The sequence below is a fragment of the Burkholderia anthina genome (assembly GCF_902498995.1).
GTDB classification, from domain to species: domain Bacteria; phylum Pseudomonadota; class Gammaproteobacteria; order Burkholderiales; family Burkholderiaceae; genus Burkholderia; species Burkholderia anthina.
In genome coordinates this window covers 85,826-105,094 of the sequence record NZ_CABVLY010000007.1, presented here as the reverse complement: position 1 = coordinate 105,094, position 19,269 = coordinate 85,826, and the positions used below count along the sequence as shown (strand labels likewise).

At 68.6% G+C, this 19,269-nt stretch carries 17 protein-coding genes and 1 pseudogene; 10 read left to right on the top strand and 8 right to left on the bottom strand.

The features are described 5' to 3' along the window. Positions 1 to 146: 146 nt before the first annotated feature. Positions 147 to 1,535, top strand: a complete 1,389-nt coding sequence (locus tag BME24068_RS11615; RefSeq protein ID WP_174926136.1) for an MFS transporter — start codon at positions 147 to 149, stop codon at positions 1,533 to 1,535. Between the two features lie 109 nt (positions 1,536 to 1,644). Next, positions 1,645 to 2,988 carry an MFS transporter gene (locus tag BME24068_RS11610; protein WP_096498804.1) on the top strand — a complete coding sequence of 448 codons (1,344 nt, stop codon included), beginning with the start codon at positions 1,645 to 1,647 and terminating at the stop codon, positions 2,986 to 2,988. A 60-nt stretch (positions 2,989 to 3,048) separates the two neighbouring features. Here the strand turns inward: BME24068_RS11610 and BME24068_RS11605 are convergent, their stop codons facing one another. After that, positions 3,049 to 4,854, bottom strand: a complete 1,806-nt coding sequence (locus BME24068_RS11605; RefSeq protein ID WP_239007848.1) for a sensor domain-containing diguanylate cyclase — start codon at positions 4,852 to 4,854, stop codon at positions 3,049 to 3,051. A gap of 217 nt (positions 4,855 to 5,071) precedes the next feature. Here BME24068_RS11605 and BME24068_RS11600 point away from each other — a divergent pair. After that, positions 5,072 to 5,287: pseudogene (locus tag BME24068_RS11600) on the top strand (GlxA family transcriptional regulator); the annotation flags it as partial. 42 nt (positions 5,288 to 5,329) lie between these two features. On the opposite strand, the gene BME24068_RS11595 reads toward BME24068_RS11600, so the two are convergent. Then, on the bottom strand, positions 5,330 to 5,821 hold the full coding sequence (locus BME24068_RS11595; RefSeq protein WP_096498800.1) for a 2,4'-dihydroxyacetophenone dioxygenase family protein: 492 nt from the start codon (positions 5,819 to 5,821) through the stop codon (positions 5,330 to 5,332). 151 nt (positions 5,822 to 5,972) lie between these two features. On the opposite strand from BME24068_RS11595, the gene BME24068_RS11590 reads away from it, so the two are divergent. Genes BME24068_RS11590 through BME24068_RS11580 form a run of 3 tightly spaced genes read left to right on the top strand, consistent with a single transcriptional unit; the run spans position 5,973 to position 8,061 of the window. Continuing rightward, on the top strand, positions 5,973 to 6,494 hold the full coding sequence (locus BME24068_RS11590) for a MarR family winged helix-turn-helix transcriptional regulator (RefSeq protein WP_420887545.1): 522 nt from the start codon (positions 5,973 to 5,975) through the stop codon (positions 6,492 to 6,494). A 2-nt stretch (positions 6,495 to 6,496) separates the two neighbouring features. Beyond that, a complete protein-coding gene (locus tag BME24068_RS11585) occupies positions 6,497 to 6,826 on the top strand; it encodes a hypothetical protein (RefSeq protein WP_174926134.1) in 330 nt (109 codons plus the stop codon). Further along, a complete protein-coding gene (locus tag BME24068_RS11580) occupies positions 6,823 to 8,061 on the top strand; it encodes an MFS transporter (protein ID WP_096498794.1) in 1,239 nt (412 codons plus the stop codon). The genes BME24068_RS11585 and BME24068_RS11580 overlap by 4 nt, the downstream gene beginning before the upstream one ends. A 23-nt stretch (positions 8,062 to 8,084) precedes the next feature. Here BME24068_RS11580 and BME24068_RS11575 read toward each other — a convergent pair whose 3' ends face one another. Continuing rightward, positions 8,085 to 9,044 (bottom strand): LysR family transcriptional regulator, encoded by a 960-nt coding sequence (locus tag BME24068_RS11575; RefSeq protein WP_239007847.1) that lies wholly within the window; start codon positions 9,042 to 9,044, stop codon positions 8,085 to 8,087. Between the two features lie 105 nt (positions 9,045 to 9,149). On the opposite strand from BME24068_RS11575, the gene aptA reads away from it, so the two are divergent. Together aptA and BME24068_RS11565 are read left to right on the top strand one after the other, a co-directional pair. Then, complete coding sequence (gene aptA / locus BME24068_RS11570; protein WP_174926132.1) at positions 9,150 to 10,508, top strand: omega-aminotransferase AptA; 1,359 nt, start codon at positions 9,150 to 9,152, stop codon at positions 10,506 to 10,508. A gap of 49 nt (positions 10,509 to 10,557) precedes the next feature. Further along, the gene (locus BME24068_RS11565) at positions 10,558 to 12,075 is read left to right on the top strand and encodes a CoA-acylating methylmalonate-semialdehyde dehydrogenase (protein WP_174926131.1); all 1,518 of its coding nucleotides are present in this window, start codon (positions 10,558 to 10,560) and stop codon (positions 12,073 to 12,075) included. Positions 12,076 to 12,215: 140 nt separating this feature from the next. Here BME24068_RS11565 and BME24068_RS11560 read toward each other — a convergent pair whose 3' ends face one another. The 4 genes from BME24068_RS11560 to BME24068_RS11545 form a co-directional block, all read right to left on the bottom strand. Further along, positions 12,216 to 12,590 (bottom strand): COG4315 family predicted lipoprotein, encoded by a 375-nt coding sequence (locus BME24068_RS11560; protein WP_096498786.1) that lies wholly within the window; start codon positions 12,588 to 12,590, stop codon positions 12,216 to 12,218. Between the two features lie 389 nt (positions 12,591 to 12,979). Then, positions 12,980 to 13,912 carry an AEC family transporter gene (locus BME24068_RS11555; protein WP_096499309.1) on the bottom strand — a complete coding sequence of 311 codons (933 nt, stop codon included), beginning with the start codon at positions 13,910 to 13,912 and terminating at the stop codon, positions 12,980 to 12,982. Between the two features lie 164 nt (positions 13,913 to 14,076). Beyond that, positions 14,077 to 14,961 (bottom strand): LysR family transcriptional regulator, encoded by an 885-nt coding sequence (locus BME24068_RS11550; protein WP_096498784.1) that lies wholly within the window; start codon positions 14,959 to 14,961, stop codon positions 14,077 to 14,079. A 313-nt stretch (positions 14,962 to 15,274) separates the two neighbouring features. After that, positions 15,275 to 16,075 carry a helix-turn-helix transcriptional regulator gene (locus BME24068_RS11545; protein ID WP_096498782.1) on the bottom strand — a complete coding sequence of 267 codons (801 nt, stop codon included), beginning with the start codon at positions 16,073 to 16,075 and terminating at the stop codon, positions 15,275 to 15,277. 132 nt (positions 16,076 to 16,207) lie between these two features. Between BME24068_RS11545 and BME24068_RS11540 the strand changes: the two genes are divergently transcribed. Continuing rightward, complete coding sequence (locus BME24068_RS11540) at positions 16,208 to 17,614, top strand: APC family permease (RefSeq protein WP_174926129.1); 1,407 nt, start codon at positions 16,208 to 16,210, stop codon at positions 17,612 to 17,614. Between the two features lie 64 nt (positions 17,615 to 17,678). Further along, positions 17,679 to 18,788 (top strand): P1 family peptidase, encoded by a 1,110-nt coding sequence (locus BME24068_RS11535; RefSeq protein WP_174926128.1) that lies wholly within the window; start codon positions 17,679 to 17,681, stop codon positions 18,786 to 18,788. 129 nt (positions 18,789 to 18,917) lie between these two features. Here the strand turns inward: BME24068_RS11535 and BME24068_RS11530 are convergent, their stop codons facing one another. After that, entirely contained in the window at positions 18,918 to 19,130 is a 213-nt protein-coding gene (locus BME24068_RS11530) for a hypothetical protein (RefSeq protein ID WP_098552172.1), read from the bottom strand. Positions 19,131 to 19,269: the final 139 nt, after the last annotated feature.

Sequence of the window (19,269 nt, the reverse complement as noted above, 5' to 3'; positions counted from 1 at the left end):
CGCCGTTCTTCTGAAGGCTCGTGAATGGCGGCGGCGTTGTGCCGCGGCCCACGGCGCCGATTTCCGGTTTCACAAGAAAGCAGGGCGCATGCACGCCCTCGGAGACTGCTGCGCGCTCGATTCGCGCGGCCCGTTTGGAGAGAGACATGCCCCGATCGCTTCCCGCCGAAGCGACGATCGCGCACGCGAGTGCCGCGGCGTCGACTTCCGCATACGAGACTTCCGCCTATGCGTCCGGATCCGAATCCGGCGACGCGCTGCTGTTCCGCAAGATCGCATGGCGGATCGTGCCGTTCCTGTTCCTCTGCTACGTCGTGTCGTTCCTCGACCGCATCAACATCGGCTTCGCGCAATTGCAGATGAAGCACGACCTCGGCTTCAGCGATGCGATGTACGGCCTCGGCGCCGCGGTGTTCTACGTCGGCTACGTGTTCTGCGAAGTGCCGAGCAACATGCTGCTCGCCCGCTTCGGCGCGCGCCGCACGTTCACGCGGATCATGCTGCTGTGGGGCCTCGCGTCGACCGGGATGATGTTCGTGTCGCAGCCGTCGCATTTCTACGTGCTGCGCTTCCTGCTCGGCGTGTTCGAGGCCGGCTTCTTCCCCGGCATCGTGCTGTACCTGACCTACTGGTTCCCCGCGAACCGGCGCGCGGCGGCGATCTCGGTGTTCTTTGCGGGCGTCGCGGTCGCCGGCGTGCTCGGCGGCCTGATGTCGGGCTGGATCATGCGCGACATGAGCGGCGTGTTCGGGCTGCACGGCTGGCAGTGGATGTTCGCGATCGAAGGCGCGCCGGCCATCGTGCTCGCGTTCTTCGCGTTCACGTATCTGGTCGACCGGCCGCAGGACGCCGCGTGGCTCGCGCCCGACGAAAAGGCGCGGGTGGCCGCCCTGTGCGCGGACAGCCGCACGCACGGCGCCGCGCGTGGTGCGCACGACGCGCGCAGCGTGGCGGCCGCGCTCGCGAATCCGCGCGTCTACCTGTTCGCGTTCGTCTATTTCGCGCTGACCTGCGCGTCGCTGACGCTCAATTTCTGGATGCCGCTGATGATCCGCGACTTCGGCGTGACCGATGTCGTGGCCGTGAGCCTGTATACGGTCGTGCCGAACGCGGTCGGCGCGGTGGGCCTGATCCTGATCGCGCGTCACTCGGACCGCACCGGCGAACGCCGCAAGCATTTCGCGTGCTGCACGATCGGCGGCGGACTCGCGCTCGCGGCCTTGACGCTGCATCTGCACAGCTTCGCGGCGATGCTCGCGTGCCTGTCGATCGCGGCGACGCTGATCTTCGCCGCGCTGCCGATCTTCTGGGCCGTGCCGACCCGCTACCTGTCGGGCAACGCGGCCGCGGCCGGGATCGCGCTGATCAGCAGCATCGGGATCACGAGCGGCATCGTCAGCCCGTGGGTGATCGGGATGATCCGCACGCACACCGGCAGCATGGATCTCGCCGTGTACCTGCTCGCCGCACTGCTCGCGCTGAGCGGCGCCGCGCTGATGCTCGGCGTGAAAGGCGAACCCGTGTCGCGCGACTGAACGCGGCCGGTCGCTGCCGGCGGGCGGCGGCGACCGGCGTTCGATTTTCCGGCCCGCATTCGTACCCGGTATTCGTACCCTGCATTCGCATCCATCGAGGAGACGATCGATGTCAGCCCCTCTTCAAGCGGACGCCGCGCAAGCGGTCGCGTCCGGTTCCCGCGCGTCGGACAACGACGCGCTGTATCGCCGCATCGGCATGCGGATCGTGCCGTTCCTGTTCATCTGCTACATCGTGTCGATCCTCGACCGCAGCAACATCGGCTTCGCGCAGTTGCAGATGCGGCAGGATCTCGGCCTGACCGACGCGATGTACAGCCTCGGCGCGGTGCTGTTCTTCGTCGGCTACGTGCTGTTCGAGGTGCCGAGCAACGCGCTGCTGCGCCGCTTCGGCGCGCGCCGGACGTTCGCGCGGATCATGTTCCTGTGGGGCGCGGTGTCGGTCGCGATGATCACCGTCGACAGCGCGAAGCATTTCTACGTGCTGCGCTTCCTGCTCGGGCTGTTCGAAGCCGGCTTCTTCCCGGGCGTCGTGTTCTACCTGACGTACTGGTATCCGGCGCGCCGGCGCGCGTCGGTGCTGTCGATCTTCTATGCGGGCGTCGCGGTGGCCGGGATGATCGGCGGGCTGCTGTCGGGCTGGCTGATGCGCGGGATGTCCGGCGTGCTCGGGCTGCACGGCTGGCAATGGATGTTCGCGATCGAAGGCGCGCCCGCGATCCTGCTCGGCGTGATCGCGTGGTTCTGGCTGTGCGACCGTCCCGAGCACGCACGCTGGCTGTCCGACGACGACCGGCAACGGCTGGCGGCCGATCTTGCCGCCGATCGCGCCGGCGCACCCGCGCATGTGGCCGGGTCGCTGCGGCAGGTGCTGGCCGAGCCGCGCACCTACCTGTTCGCGTTCATCTATTTCTCGCTGACGACCGCGCTGCTGATGCTGCTGTTCTGGATGCCTTTGATGATTCGCGAATTCGGGATTCACGACGTCGTGCAGATCAGCCTGCTGTCGATCGTGCCGAACGCGGTCGGCGCGGCCGGCCTGATCGCGATCGCGCGGCGTTCGGACCGCAAGCGCGAACGGCGCCGGCACTTCGCCGCGTGCGCGTTCGGCGGCGCGGTGGCGCTGGCGTTGCTGACGCTGCATCTGCAGAGCATCGTCGCGATGATGGCGCTGCTGTCGATCGCGGCCATGCTGATCTTCGCCGCGCATCCGGTGTTCTGGGCTGTGCCGTCCGCGTATTTCGCGGGCGCCGGCGCGGCCGGCGGGATCGCGCTGATCAGCAGTATCGGCGTGTCGAGCGGGATGATCACGCCGTGGATCGTCGGGGTGATCCGCACGCGAACCGGCGGCATGGATCCGGCCATGCTGATGATCGCGGCGCTGCTGGCCGCGTGCGCGGTCGCGATGCTGCTGGGCGTGCGCGCCACGCCGCGCGAGGCGGCGCAATCGTAGCGTTGGGGGCGTGAGCGACGGCGCGACCCGTCGGCGGGCCGCGCGAACGGCGGCGCGCGGCTACGCCCGATAGACCTCGATCCGGTTGCGGCCGTGTTCTTTCGCGACGTACAGCGCCTTGTCGGCACGCGACAGCGACTGGTACGCGCCGAAGTCGGACATCCGCATCGCGTCGATCCCGATGCTGACCGTCAGCGCGACGCGCTGATCCTCGTGCATGAGCCGCGTGTCGGCCGCGCGCCGCTGCACGCTCAGCGCGAGCGCGAACGCCGCGTCGACCCCCGCGCGCGGCAGCACGATCGCGAATTCCTCGCCGCCGATGCGCCCGACGATGTCGTCCGGCCCGATCTCCGCGAGCAGCAGCCGCGCGAAATGGCGGAGCGCGCGGTCGCCGAGCGGATGGCCCCAGCGGTCGTTCAGCGCCTTGAAGTGGTCGAGATCGAGCATCAGCACCGCGGCGTCCTGGCCGGTCGCGCGCACGCCGCGCAACACGGCCTCGCTTTGCCGCATGAACGCGTGGCGGTTCGGCAACTGGGTCAGATGATCGGTCGTCGCCATCCGGTGCAGTTCGGCCTCGATGTGCTTGCGCTCCGTCGCGTCCGTGATGAAGCCGTGCCACACCGTGCCGCCGTCGGGCGTGCGCTGCGGGCGCGCGTCGCCTTCGCGCCAGCGCAGGCCCTGATCCGGCAGCATCACCCGATATTCGAGCCGCCACGGCGTCAGCCGCTCCGCCGACGCTTGCAGCGACTGACGGTACGCGGCCAGATCGGCCGGATGGATCCGGGTTTCGACCGCATCCGCGTCGCCGGCGATCTGTTCGGGCGTCAGCTCGTAGATGTCGCGCACACCGGCACTCGCATACGAAAAGAAGCGGCGGCCGTCGGCCGCCTGGCGCAGCTTGAACACGAGGCCCGGCACCTGGTCGGTCAGGCTCGTGACGAGCGTGGCGGAATCGCGCAGCCGGTCGGCGAGCTCGCGCAGCGCGGTGATGTCGGTGGTCGTGCCGACCATGCGCAACGCGCGGCCGTTGTCGTCGCGCGCGATGACCTTGCCGCGGCTGCAGATCCATTTGTACGCGCCGTCCTTGCAGCGGATGCGGTGCTCGACCGCGTAGCTGTCGGTCCGGCTCTCGAAATGCGCGAGCATCGTCGCCTTCACGTCGTCGACGTCGTCCGGGTGCAGTCGTTCGTACGCGTCCTCGATGCGGCTGGTCAGCTCGTGCGGCGCGTAGCCGAGCAGCGCCTTCCATGCCGCCGAGTAATGAATTTCGCCGGTTTCCACGTTGCGATCCCAGACGCCGGTGCCGCTTTCCGTCAGCGCCAGCGTGGTCAGCGCGCTGTGTTCCTCGATCGCGCCGAGCCGTTCCCGCAGCGCGGCTTCCGAGATTGCGCGGCCGATCGCATGTTCCGCCAGCGTGGCCAGATCGTCCAGGAGGGTGCGTTGCGCGATGTCGAGCGCGAAGTCGCCGTCGCTCACGACGCACAGCGCGCCGAGGCGCGCACCGTCCGGCGCGATCAGGTCGCAGGCTGCGGCGATGTGCGGTGCGTGACGCGCATGCGCGCTCGCATCGGGCGCGACGAATCGTCTGCCGACAGGCGACGTGCGGGCGATGTGGGTGGTGTGGGCGGTGCGGGCGACCTGAGGCGGGAACAACACGGGAGGCAGCGACGCGGGCAGCGTTCCGTCGAACGCGAGCACGCATTGCGCGCCGGCCTCTCCGTGCACGACCAGCGCGCCGGCCGCGCCGACCTGCGCACGTGCGATCCGGCACAGGGTTTCCAGCTCGGGTAACGGCGCAAACGCGGGCCGGCCATCGGCGGGCACGCTGGAAGGGCCAGGCGCGTCGCCGGCCCCGGTGGTGAACATACGGAACCGCATGGTCGAATTTCGCAACGGTCGATAGCGCCGATGATCGGACGAATGCCGGAGCGCAACTCCGGAAACTGCAATCGTAGAGATTACTGTTGCGGGGAGGGCATGGCAAGCGGGTCGGAACGCGCCGGGGATGGTGCGAAACGCGGTGACGTCGGGGCATCGCGGCAGCGGCGGCTCGCATGCCATCGACGCCATTCGAATCGACGGCTTTACGCTGAAAACGGGGCAGTTGCCGGCGACGGCGATCGAGCGGCCGCGGCTCGAGGCCGCGCGTCTGATGATCGAGCGGAGCCGGCATCCGCTCGACGCGATCGCGAAGGCGGCCGGCTTTCGCGACCGGCGCTGTTTGCGCGACGCATCCATGCGCGGTTTCGGCGTGCCGTCGCTGGCGATTCGGCGCAGGGACGAACGCGAGATGGCCTGAAGCGCCCGAACCCGAACGGGCCGAAACCGGTTGCGCGGTTGCTCAGCGCGTGACGAACGGCGCCGCGTCGTTCGGCGCCGTGCGCGCATGCTTGCGCTGACGCAACAGCGCGACCCGGCAATTCTCGCGCGCGGTCTCACGGCCATCGTCGTCGAGCAGCACCAGATCGCCGCGCATCACGTTGAGCGTGATCACGTCTTCGCCGGGCGCGCCGAGCGTTTCCGGCGTGTGAACCGAGCCGGCCGGTTCGAGCACCGTCGAGCCGGCCTGCGCGATCCAGTCGTACTCGAGGTAGCGCCACGCCCCCTGCAACGTATGGACGAACACCTCGCCGTCGTGACGATGGCGCGGCAGCGTGCCGCCGGCCGGCATCTTCAGCAGCGCGGTCAGCGTGTCTTCGGCCGCATTGATATGCAGATACTTGATCGCGAGCCCCGGCAGGTCCGCGCTCATCGGCAGCCACGGCAACGCATCGCCGGGCAGGCACGAAATCGGCGGCAGGTCGGTGGGAAGCGGGGCGGACGGCTGCGTCATGGCGGAAGGCTGTGCGGGAACGGGAAGCCCGCATTATCGCAGAGCCGGATCGGGCCGAAGAACGGGGGCGGATTGCGTGCGGCGCCGATGGACCGGTCACGCGCCACCCCCGAGGGCACATCTACAGCTTAACTGTACAGTTTTCCTGTAGATGTGCTATCTTGAATTCATGAACACGTCATCCTCGCCCCCCGAAGCGCTGCATCTGGCCGGACTCGCCGGCGAACTCCGCATCTCCGTCAGCAAGCTGATGCGGCGGATGCGCGAGCAGACCCACCCGAACGATCTGACGTCGTCGCAGAAATCGGTCCTGCTGCGTCTCGATCGCGACGGCGCGGCGACCGTTTCCGCGCTCGCGCGTGCCGAAAGCGTGCGGCCGCAGTCGATGCGCATGACGGTGGCGACACTGGAGTCGATGGGCGCCGTCAGCGGCGCACCCGATCCGACCGACGGCCGGCAGACGCTTATCGCGCTCACGCCCGCGTTCCGCGAGCGGCTGCAGGCCAACCGCGCGGCCAAGGACGACTGGCTGTTCCGCGCGCTGCATGCGCAGCTGTCGACACACGAGCAGGCCGAACTCGCGGCGGCCGTGCAACTGCTGCAGCGGCTCGCGGAATTCAACGACGGCGCGCCCGCGCGCCCGACCGACCTGCCCGGCGGGAGGCATGCCTGAACATGAACATCCTGCATCTCGTGTGCTGTTTTTTCGGCGGCGCCTTCCTGGCGAATGCCGTCCCGCATCTCGTCAGCGGGCTGCGCGGCGAGCCGTTCCAGACGCCGTTCGCGACGCCGCCCGGCCGCGGCCTGTCGTCGTCCACCGTGAACGTCGTGTGGGGCGTCGTCAATCTCGCGATCGGCTATGCGCTGCTTTGGCGGATCGGCCGTTTCGACCTGATGCGTACCGTCGACGCGGCCGCATCCGGCCTCGGCGTGCTGGCGCTCGGCCTGTATCTCGCGCGGCACTTCGGCGCGCTGCACGGCGGCAACGCTCCGGAGCGGCCATGAGCGTGCCGGCCGCGGGCGTGTTCCGCTCGCTGCGCAGCTTCAACTACCGGGTCTGGGCGGCCGGCGCGCTGGTGTCCAACGTCGGCACGTGGATCCAGCGCACCGCGCAGGACTGGCTCGTGCTCACGCAGCTCACGCACCACGACGCGTCGGCGGTCGGCATCGTGATGTCGCTGCAGTTCGGCCCGCAGCTCCTGCTGCTGCCGTGGACGGGCTATGCGGCCGACCGCTTCAACCAGCGCCGGCTGCTGATGACGACCCAGGCGCTGATGGGCGGCCTCGCGCTCGCGCTGGGGCTGCTGACGGTCACGGGCGTCGTGCGGCTGTGGCACGTCTATCTGTTCGCGTTCCTGTTCGGCTGCGCGTCGGCGTTCGATGCGCCGGTGCGGCAAACCTTCGTCGCGGAACTGGTCGGCGACCGCGAGCTCGCGAACGCCGTCGCGCTCAATTCGACGTCGTTCAACGCGGCGCGGATGATCGGGCCCGCGGCGGCCGGCTTCATCATCGCGTCGGTCGGCACCGGCTGGGCGTTCCTGATCAACGGCGTCAGCTTCGTCGCGGTGCTCGCGTCGCTGTCGCTGCTGCGCGCCGGCCAGCTGCGCGAGAACGCGCGCGCCGGCCGTGCGAGGGGGAGCCTGCTCGACGGGTTCCGCTACGTGTGGCAGCGCCCGGACCTGAAAGCGACGCTCGCGATGCTGTTCCTGATCGGCACGTTCGGGCTGAATTTCCCGCTGTTCATCTCGACGATGGCGGCCGGCGTATTCCATGTCGATGCGCGCGGCTTCGGGATCCTGTCGTCGATGATGGCGGTCGGCACGATCTCCGGCGCGCTGCTCGCGGCGCGCCGCGAACGCCCGCTGTTCCGGCATCTGTGGATCGGCGCGACGGTGTTCGGCGTCGGCTGCACGTTCGGCGCGATCGCGCCGAGCTACTGGCTGTTCGCGGCGGCGCTCGTGCTGACCGGGATCGCCGCGATGACCTTCACCACGTCGACCAATGCGCTGATGCAACTGTCGACCGAGCCGGCGATGCGCGGGCGCGTGATGGCGCTGCGCCTCGCGGTCGCGTTCGGCGGCACGCCGATCGGCGCGCCGGTCGCGGGCTGGGTCGCGAACCATCTGGGCCCGCGCTGGGCGCTCGGCGTCGGCGCGGCGTCCGGGTTCGCGGCGGCGCTCGTCGCCGTCTATTTCCTGATGCGGATGCGGCGACGCGCGCAGGCCGACGGCGGTGCGTGAGCGGGCCGGCAGCCCGGCCCCGGCTACGCGTTGCCGTCGGCCCGTTGCGCCGCCGCATGCGCGGCTTCGAGGCACGACTGGAACAGCAGCGCCGCCCGTGACGGCCGCGGCGAGCGCCGCAGCAGGCTCACGAACCGGCACCGGTAGTTGAACCGGTGCGGCGCGATCGCCTGCATCAACCCCTTGTTTTCGAAGCTTTCCGCGTAATGGTCGGGCAAGAAGCCCAGGTAGCGGCCGGACAGGATCAGCGTCGCGATCGATTCCTGGTCCGACGCCGTCGCGCTGCGCGTGAGCTTCGCGCGGTGGCTCAGTTCCATGTTCGGCGAGTGGAAGCCGAGCCCGGCGAACGCATGGTCGCGGATCGTCGTCCACGTGAGCTTGCCGTGCGGCGCGTCGTACAGCGGATGCTGGCGGCCGCAGTACAGCAGCATCCGCTCGTCGAACAATTCCGAATACACGAGGCTGCCCGAGCTGCGGTGCGCGGGAATGATCCCGACCTGATAGCTGCCGTCGATGATCCCGCGCTCGACTTCGTTGATCGACGCGACATGCAGGTTCAGGGCGACGTCGGGCGCTTCGTCGGCGAACTGGCGGATCGCGTCGCCGAGCCGTGCATTCGCGTTGGTGGCCGTCTTGTCGAATACGGCGATGTGCAGTTCTCCGCCCATCTTGTCGTGAATGCCGTCGATCCGGCTGCGAAATGCCTCCATCGACGCAAGCAGCCGCAACGTTTCCTCGTACACGGTCTGGCCTTCGGCCGTCAGCGTGAAGCCCGCGCGGCCGCGCCGGCACAGCACCAGGCCGAGGCGCGTTTCGAGATCCTTCACGTGCCGGCTGATCGTCGAAATGCCGATATTCAGCTCGAGTTCGGCCGCCGCCATCCCGCCGCACTGCACGACGCCCTTGAAGACCCGCAGCAGCCGCAGGTCCATGTCGCTGAGCTGCCCGAGCAGCGCGCGACTCTTCGGTTTCTTTGCTTGCATAGTTGCGCAAGTGAACATTGATATTGCGATATTCAAAAGACTAATTGGCGTCCCGACAATGCGCAACATCAACACAAGGAGGAGGGGCGCGCCGCGCCGACCGACATGACCGACACGACCATCGCCAACCAGCACCAAGAGACGAATCTCCGCACCGACGCAGCCTGGCTCGACGCCCACTGGATGCCGTTCACGGCGAACCGCCAGTTCAAGTCGGATCCGCGCATGATCGTGTCGGCCAAGGACGCGTATTACACGGACGGCGAAGGCCGCAAGATCTTCGACGGCCTGTCGGGCCTGTGGTGCACGGGCCTCGGTCACGGCCGCGCCGAAATCACGGAAGCCGTGAGCCGCCAGGTCGCGCAGCTCGACTACGCGCCGGCGTTCCAGTTCGGCCATCCGAAGTCGTTCGAGCTGGCGAACAAGATCAAGGATCTGACGCCGGCTGGCCTCGACTACGTGTTCTTCACGGGTTCGGGCTCGGAAGCGGCCGACACGTCGCTGAAGATGGCCCGTGCGTACTGGCGCGCGAAGGGCAAGGGCACGAAAACGCGCCTGATCGGCCGCGAGAAGGGTTATCACGGCGTGAACTTCGGCGGCATCTCGGTCGGCGGGATCGGCGCGAACCGCAAGCTGTTCGGCCAGGGTCTCGACGCCGATTTCCTGCCGCACACGCAACTCGCCGAGAACACGTTCTCGCGCGGGATGCCCGAGAACGGCGCCGATCTGGCCGATCGCCTGCTCGACCTGATCACGCTGCACGACGCATCGAACATCGCGGCCGTGATCGTCGAGCCGTTCTCCGGCTCGGCGGGTGTGGTCATTCCGCCGAAGGGCTATCTGAAGCGCCTGCGCGACATCTGTACCGCGCACGACATCCTGCTGATTTTCGACGAAGTCATCACGGGCTTCGGCCGTGCCGGCGCGATGACGGGCGCCGACGCGTTCGGCGTGGTGCCGGACATCATGAACTTCGCGAAGCAGGTGACGAACGGCGCGCAGCCGCTCGGCGGCGTGATCGCGACGAAGGAAATCTACGACACGTTCATGGCCGCGGGCGGCCCGGAGTACATGCTCGAGTTCCCGCACGGCTACACGTACTCGGCGCACCCGGTTGCATGCGCGGCCGGCGTCGCGGCGCTCGACCTGCTCGTGAAGGACGACGCGGTGAACCGCGTGCGCGATCTCGCGCCGCATTTCGAGGCGGCCGTGCACGGGCTGAAGGGCCAGCGCCATATCGCGGACATCCGCAACTACGGGCTGGCGGCCGGCCTGACGATCGCGGCGCTGCCGGGCGAGCCGGCACGGCGCCCGTACGAGATCGCGATGCGCTGCTGGGCGAAGGGCTTCTACGTGCGCTACGGCGGCGACACGATCCAGCTCGCGCCGCCGTTCATCGCCGAGAAGCGCGAGATCGACAATCTCGTGAACGCGCTGTCCGACGCGCTGAACGAAGTGGACTGAGCCGCGGCCCGTTCCCGGCGATAACCGAATTCACGAAAGAGCCAGAAACATGAAACACGACAGCAATGTGACCTCCACCGTCGGCCACCTGATCGACGGCAAGCGCGTCGACGGCGGCAGCCGCGTCCAGCCGGTGTTCGACCCGGCCACCGGCGAGTCGCACAAGAGCGTCGCGCTCGCCGACAAGCTGACCGTCGAAGCCGCGATCGCGTCCGCGCAGGCCGCGTTCCCCGCGTGGCGCAACACGCCGCCGCTGAAGCGCGCCCGCGTGATGAGCCGCTTCAAGACGCTGCTCGAGGAGCATGCGGAAGAACTGTGCGCGCTGATCACCGCCGAGCACGGCAAGGTGCTCGCCGACGCGATGGGCGAACTGCAGCGCGGGATCGAGAACGTCGAATACGCGACCTACGTGCCCGAGCTGCTGAAGGGCGAGCACAGCAAGAACGTCGGCCCCGCGATCGATTCGTGGAGCGAGTTCCAGGCGCTGGGCGTCGTCTCCGGCATCACGCCGTTCAACTTCCCGGTGATGGTGCCGCTGTGGATGTGGCCGATGGCCGTCGCGTGCGGCAATACGTTCGTGCTGAAGCCGTCCGAGCGCACGCCGTCGTCGACGCTGCGCATGGCCGAGCTCGCGCTCGAAGCCGGCCTGCCGCCGGGCGTGCTGAACGTCGTGAACGGCGACAAGGAAGCGGTCGACACGATCCTGACCGACCCGCGCGTGAAGGCGGTGAGCTTCGTCGGCTCGACGCCGATCGCCGAATATATCTATTCGACCGGCTGCGCGCACGGCAAGCGCGTGCAGGCGCTCGGCGGCGCGAAGAACTTCGCGGTCGTGATGCCCGACGCCGACATCGGCAACGCGGTGAACGCGCTGATGGGCGCCGCGTACGGTTCGTGCGGCGAGCGTTGCATGGCGATTCCGCTGGTCGTGGCGATCGGCGACGAAACGGGCGACAAGGTCGTCGCGGGGCTGACGGCCGAGATCGAGAAGATGAAGGTCGGTCCGGGCAACGGCGCGGGCATCGACATGGGGCCGCTCGTCACGAAGCAGCATTTCGAGAAGGTGACGGGCTTCGTCGAAGCGGGCGTGGAAGCGGGCGCGAAGCTCGTCGTCGACGGCCGCGGCGTGAAGGTCGACGGCCACGACGGCGGTTACTACCTCGGCCCGTGCCTGTTCGACGACGTGAAGCCCGGCATGCCGATCTATCAGCACGAGATCTTCGGGCCGGTGCTCGGCGTGATCCGCCTGAAGTCGCTCGACGAGGCGATGGCGCTGATCGACGCGCACGAATACGGCAACGGTACGTGCCTGTTCACGCGCGACGGCGAAGCGGCGCGCTATTTCAGCGACAACATCCAGATCGGCATGGTCGGCATCAACGTGCCGCTGCCGGTGCCGGTCGCGTATCACTCGTTCGGCGGCTGGAAGCGCTCGCTGTTCGGCGACCTGCACGCATACGGCCCGGATGCAGTGCGCTTCTACACGAAGCGCAAGACGATCACGCAGCGCTGGCCGTCGGCCGGCGTGCGTGAAGGCACGGTGTTCAGCTTCCCGTCGAACCGCTGATCGTGCCGGCGTGCGCTGCGGCTGCGCGCGTCGCGATGCCGCCGGCGTGAAGACGCACTGGCCCGCCCCGGACTCCGACCGGGGCGGGCCTTTTTACGTGTGCGGCGGTGGCGCCGTTGCGGAAGGCGGGGAAAGAACGCTTACGGCGCGACTACGTGCCACATGTTCTTGAAGTTGTCGCCGTTGCGGTCGCCCTGTTTCATGTCCTTCGAGAAGAAGTACAGCGGCTTGCCCTTGTACGCCCATTGCGGGCTGCCGTCTTCGCGCTTGACGATCGAGTAGGGCCCGACCGGAACGTCGGTCGCGCTGGCCTTGTACGGCGGCCAGAAGGTTTCGCACTGGCCCGAACATGCGCTGGTGCCGGCGTTGGGCTTGTCCTTGTCGAACGAATAGACGGTCATCCCGTTCGCGGCGACGAGTGCGCCGTCTTCGACCTTCGTGATCGAGCCTTGAGCCGAAGCCGAAACGGATGCGAGGGCGAGCAGGGCGGAACTGACGAGCAGCGCGGCTTTCATGGGTACCTCCTTGTAGTCCGGTGGGCGGCGCCGTCACGGGCATGGCCGGACGTGCCCGCGACGGCGGGGAATGGTGCCGGAACGCTGCGCCGTGGCCGCCGGGGCGAGCGACCTGGAGTCGAATGGCGGCAAAGCAGGCGCGCTTCTTTCACCATAGGCGGTTTTTGGCGGGGCTGCGAGAAGAACCGGGGGCGTATCCGCGTTGCGTATGTCTGACGCAACGACGCGGGTTTGACAGCCGGGTGACGGCATTCGACGTCCGTTCCCGACCCGGCGCGAATCGCGCCTGAAGTCCGCACCGCCGGTCCGCGCGACGGGCGGATTCAGGCCGCTTCGGCGGCAGGCGGTGACGGTTGTTGTCGAGTCGGTGTGCTGCCGGCCCCGCGCCGTCAGCGAAACACGGGCGCCGACGCGAGCGCCGTCAGCACGGCCGGCATCGCGAGCGCGGCGGCGATCGTCTGGAACGCGGTGATGCCGGCCATCAGCGGTGCGTCGCCGCCGAGCTGGCGCGCCATGATGTACGACGAGGACGATGTGGGCAGCGCCTGGAACAACAGCGCGATGGTCAGTGCCGCGTCGCCGAGCCCGAACAGGCGGCCGGCCGCAAGCGTGACGAGCGGCATCGCCATGAACTTGAATGCCGACGCGATGCACATCGGCTGCAGCCAGCCGCGCGCCGCGTCGAACTTCAGCGCCGCGCCCACGCACAGCAGGCCGAGCGGCATCGATGCGGCGCCGAGCGCGCGCACGGCCGGCTCGACGGCGGCCGGAAACGCGATGCCGCTCGCCTGCATCGCGATCCCGAGCGCACAGCCGACGACGAGCGGGTTCGACAGGATCTGCCGTGCGAGCGCCAGCGCGCCGAGCCGCGTTTCGCCGTAGCGCGCGAACACCAGCACGCACATCAGGTTCACGGTCGGGACGATCGCCGCGACGCACACGGCCGCGAGCGCGATGCCGTGTGCACCGAACAGTCCGGCGGCGAGCGCCGTGCCGACGTAGTTGTTGAAGCGCACCGCGCCCTGGAACACCGACGTGAACCCGGCGCCGTCGACCCGCACGAAGCGGCGGACCAGCAGCAGAAGCGCCGCGACGAGCGCGGTCGAACCGACCAGCGCCGCCGCGAGCGGTAAAACCGGCAGCGATTGCAGTTTCGCGTTCGCGAGACCGTCCGCGAACAGCGCAGGCAGCAGCACGTAGTAGCACAGCCGCTCGGCGTGCGGCCAGAACGCGTCGCCGATGAAGCCCGTGCGTCTCAGGCCGTGGCCGAACGCGACCAGCAGCGCGACCGGCGCGAGCGCGAGCAGGATCGGGCCGATCATCGGCAGGCCTTCAGGCGGGCCGGCTGGAGCGGCTTGCAGGCGGAGCGGCGGAGCGAAGCGGGAATCCATCCGGCGGGCAACATGGCGACAGGCGATCGAAAGCGTGACGATGGCGCCAAGTTAACACGCGCTTGCAACAGGAATAATGGTTAATTATCGGGTGTTCAATGAGAAAGTCTCATCGATGACGCGGTGACTTCGGCGGCCAGCGCACGCGCGAAACGCTCGGCCGGACGCGACTGGTGTTCGAGCAACACGACAGCGCGGCCCATCTGCGGCTGACCGAACGGCAAACGCGTGACGGGCGGCAGGCGTGCGAGCGTCGAATCGGGCAGCGCGACGACCGCCACGCCGAGCCCTCGCGCCACCATGCGCGCGATCGTCTCCGCGCTGTCGAGCACCATCTCTTCGCGTACCCGGACGCCGATGCGGCGCAGTTCGGCGGCGATCATCCGGCCGGCCCAGGCCTGCGCGTCGAAGCGGATGAACGGCAGCGCTTCGAGCAGCGCGCCCGCGTCGCGCTCCGCGTATTCCGGCGGCGCGAGCAGCCAGAAGCGGTCTTCGTAGAGCGTCGTCCACGTCAGCTGTGCCGGGTGCGGGCGCACCGGGTGTGTCGTGATGGCCGCATCGAGTTCGCCGGCCGCGACGCGGTTCGCCAGTTCGACCGACATGCCGGCCGACACGTGCACGCGCAGCGACGGATGCGCGTTGCGCAGCGAGAGCAGCGCATCGGGCAGCGGGCCCGACAGCGCGGTCTGGATCGCACCGATCCGCAGGCGGCCGACGAGCTTTTTCTCGTCGCTGAGCGCATCGGGAATCCGGTCGACCATCGCGAGCACCTGCTCGGCCTGCGCGACGAGAATGTTGCCGGCTTCCGTCAGCACCGGCTGGCGGCGCGAACGGTCGAACAGCTGGACGTTGTATTCGCTTTCGAGCGTCTTGATCTGCAGGCTCACGGCCGACTGCGTGAGGCCGATCGCTTCGCCGGCGCGCGCGAAGGTCCGGTATCGGGCGATCGCGACCAGGGTTCTGAATGCGCGTAGTGACATGGGCTCGATGAGGTGGGCGGCGAAGGGCCGGCATGCGGATTGCTCGTTGCGCGATTGCGGCGGATGGGGCCATGCGGACGGGCTACCCATGACCGCCGCAGCGGACGACCGCGGGCCGGCAGGCTGGCGGACATCATGCCCGCGCGTATGGAAACGGGCAACCGCGGCATGGGCCGAGCGTGACGAGGATTGCGGGGCGACGCGTGCGGGTTTTCGTGAACGGCCTCGCGCCGTGTGTGCGCGCCTATCTGCGGACGCGGGATCGGTCGCGGCCGTTCGTGCCGCCCGTTGCCATTCCTCTTCGTCGATGCCGTTATCCGGCCGCATCCTCTCCCAGCGCCTGGATGAACCGCGAAAACAGTTCCGGCTGCGACGAGATCCCGAGCTTCGCATAAAGGTGCCGCCGATGCACCTTCACCGTCTCCGGTGAAATCGCGAGCCGCTCCGCGATCGCCTTCGACGAATTGCCGCGCAGCACCATGCGCGCGATCGACATCTCGCGATCGGTCAGCACACCCGCGCCGAAGCGCGCGAGCGCCTGCTCGACGCGTGCGCCGAGGTCGGCGTCGGGCGTTGCGCGCGCGGCGTCGCCCACCAGCCGCCAGTGTTGCCGGATGACCGCGAGCACCCACGGCATCGCGGCCGTCAGCTTGCCGAGCGGCTCGACGTCGAAGCGCATGGCCGCGCCGAGCGACAGCGACAGCAGCGTGTCGGGGTTCGGCCGCAGCAGGATCTGGATCTCGTCGTCGCCGACCGCGTCGCGAAAATAGCTCAGGAAATATTCGCTCTGCCGGAACAGGTCGGGCGCGACTTCCTCGAGCCGGTAGCAGCCGTCGGCGAGCCCGTCGTGCGCGGCCTGCAGGAACGGATCGAGCAGATATAACCCATTGAGGTAAAGCGGCACCGGCGACGCGCTGTCGGTGCCGCCCGCGTCGTATTCGTCGAGCACGAGCGGCACGCCGTCGGGGCCGATCGCGGTCGCGAGCGCGTTGTCGAACGGCACCATTTCGTTGAGCAGCAGCACCAGGAAACGCCAGAAACGCGGCTGGCCGAGATGATCGATTGCGCGGCCAAGCGCCTGGTGCATCGCGATTTCGGAGAAGAGTCGATCCATACCACCACCGGAGGGCGTAACACGAAGGGGGAATAGCGGTCCTGAATTTGGCTTCCTAGACTGCCACGCAATCAATCGGGCCCGAGTATGGGCGTTCAAAAAAAAGCAGCATAGGCGCTACAGGAGAACGAAATGGCGATGATGTCGGAATCGACGGGCACGCTGCAAGCGACGCCTGCAACGGAAGACGCGCCGCGCGCGTTGTCGCAGACGCTCAGCGTGCGCGACGCGGTGATGATCACCGTGTCGGGCGTGACGCCTGCCAGCTCGATCTTCGTGATCGCGCCGTTCGCGATCCAGCAGGCGGGCAGCGGCGCGGTGCTGTCGTTCGTGCTCGGCGGCGTGCTCGCGCTGGCGTTCGCGCTCTGCTATGCGGAGCTGAGCGCGGCGCACCGCAGCGCGGGCGGCGAGTACGTGATGGCCAAGCGCGTGTTCGGCACGCTGCCCGGCTACCTGACCTTCATCACGGTGCTGTCCGTCAGCGTGTTCATTCCGGCCGTGCTCGCGAGCGGCGCCGCGCCCTACCTGAACAACGCGCTCGGCACGCACTTCAGCAACCAGTCGGTCGCATTGACGATCGTGCTGCTCAGCTACGTGCTCGGGATGCTGAACATCAAGACGAACGCGTGGATCACCGGCGCGTTCCTCGTCGTCGAGATCGGCGTGCTGATGCTGATCGCGGGGCTCGGCTTCGGCTCCCCGCATCGCGGCGCGGACGTGCTGGTCGCGCCGGTGGTCGTGAGCGGCAGTGCGCTGGTGCCCGCCACGCTCGCGGCGATCGTGCCGGCGATCGGCACGGCGATCTTCTGCTACAACGGCTTCGGCTCCGCCGCGTATCTCGCGGAAGACCTGCGCGGCGGCAACCGCAACGTCGCGAAGGCGGTGATCTATTCGCTGCTGGTGATCCTCGTCGTCGAGCTGGTGCCGCTCACGGCGATCGTGCTCGGCGCGCCGTCGCTCACGGAGCTGACGAAGAGCGCCGATCCGATCGGCTACGTCGTGCGTTCGCTGAGCAATCCGGTGGTGTCGCGCATCGTCAGCGGCGGGATCTTCCTGTCGGTGTTCAACGCGATCATCGCGATCGTGATCACGATGGGGCGCCTGCTCTACAGCAGCGGCCGCCACGCGCTCTGGTCGCGCACCTGCAACCGTGCGTTCTCGACGATCCATCCGCGCCTCGAATCGCCGTGGCTCGCGACGCTCGCGCTGGCGGTGCCGTCGGCGGGGCTGGTGTTCGTGTCGAGCCTCGACGAGCTGACCGCGTTCACGGTCGACCTGCTGCTGCTGATCTACCTCGTCGTCGGGCTGGCCGCGCTGGCGAGCCGGTACGTGCGCCGCGACGTCGAACATCACTACCGGATGCCGCTGTGGCCCGTGACGCCGCTCGTCGCGGTGGCGGGCGCCGCGTACACGCTCTACACGACGCTGGCGACGGCGACGAAGTCGACCGACCTGCTCATCATCGGCGGGCTGCTGGTGGCCGCGCTCGTGATGTACGGCGCCTGGGCGCGCCACAGCGAGGCGTTCCGCTCGCTCTGAACGCCGTGTCGAAACCTTGCCATACCGAAACATCGAACCATTGAAAGACTGGAGGAACTGCATCATGCGCACGAGGGATCTCGGCATCCGCATCGGACTCGGCACGCCGGGCCGCTTCAACGCGATCACGGACGTACCGGGCGTGCGGGTCGGACATTGCACGCTGCAAGTCGAGAACGGCGACGCGTCGATCCGCACCGGCGTCACCGTCATCGAGCCGCGCGCGGGCGTCGCGCACGATTCGCCGTGCTTCGCGGGCGTCCACGTGCTGAACGGCAACGGCGATGCGACAGGGCTCGAATGGATCCGCGAGGCCGGTTTGCTGACGACGCCGATCGCCTATACGAACACGCACAGCGTCGGCGCGGTGCGCGATGCGCTGGTCGCGAACGAGCGCGCGGCGGCGGCCGGCCGCGTGTACTGGTGCATGCCGGTCGTGATGGAAACCTACGACGGTCTGCTCAACGACATCTGGGGGCAGCACGTGAGTGCCGAGCACGTGCAGCGTGCGCTGGCCGCCGCGCAGTCGGGGCCGGTCGCCGAAGGCGGCGTGGGCGGCGGCACCGGCATGATCTGCCACGAGTTCAAGGGCGGCATCGGCACCGCGTCGCGCGTGACCGGAGCCGAGGCGGGCGGCTGGACCGTCGGCGCGCTCGTGCAGGCGAACTACGGCGTGCGCGAGATGCTGCGCGTGGCCGGCTATCCGGTCGGCGAAGTGCTGCGCCACGTGCATTCGCCGTTTCGTGCCGCCGATGCGCAAGGCGAAGCCGGGATGGGGTCGATCGTCGTCACGATCGCGACCGACGCGCCGCTGCTGCCGCATCAGTGCACGCGCCTCGCGCAGCGCGCGAGCGTCGGGCTGGCGCGCGTGGGCGGCGGCACCGAGGATTCGAGCGGCGACATCTTCCTTGCGTTCGCAACGGGCAACGACGGGCTGCCGGCCGCGAACTACGGCAGCAAGGGCGCGCCGACGACCGACGTGCGGATGGTGAACAACGACCACATCTCCGCGCTGTTCGTCGCGGCGGCGGAAGCGGTGGAAGAGGCGATCGTGAATGCGCTGGTGGCGGGCGGCGACGTCGAGTCGCGCGGTGCGCGGGTCGAAGGGCTGGGGCAGGCGCGCTTGCTGGATGCGTTGCGCGAAGTGGGGTGGCGGCCGGGGCGCGGCGCCTGAAACGGCATGCGCCGCTTCAATAGCGGCGTGGCGTGCGGTCTTGTTGCGGGAGCGACGATCGGCCGGCTCGCCGTGCGTTCGCGCATGCGCTGCGCGAGCGGCGGGCCTGGCCGTGACGACGCGTCATGCTCAGCTGCCGAAGTAGATGTTGCAGAAGCTGACCGGGCCGACGCATGCGTTCGGGTCTTCCTGCTTCGATTGCGCACGATCGACGCGGCCGGCAGCCTGGATGGCTTCGGCGCGGTTCGCCTGCTGTTGCGCGAGCTCGGCCGGCGCAGGCTGTGCGTGTGCGACAGCAGCGGTGAGCGAAAGGGCAACGAGGGCGAGGTGCAGCGGCTTCATTTGGGTTTCTCCTGGGTGATTGCCAGTCTCGCTGGCAGTGAGGAAACTATAGGCTCGCACTGCTTGAAGATTAATCGCCGCGGGTGCAGAGCTTATTTCCAAACGGAACAAGGATGACGTTGTGCGCGCACCGATCGTC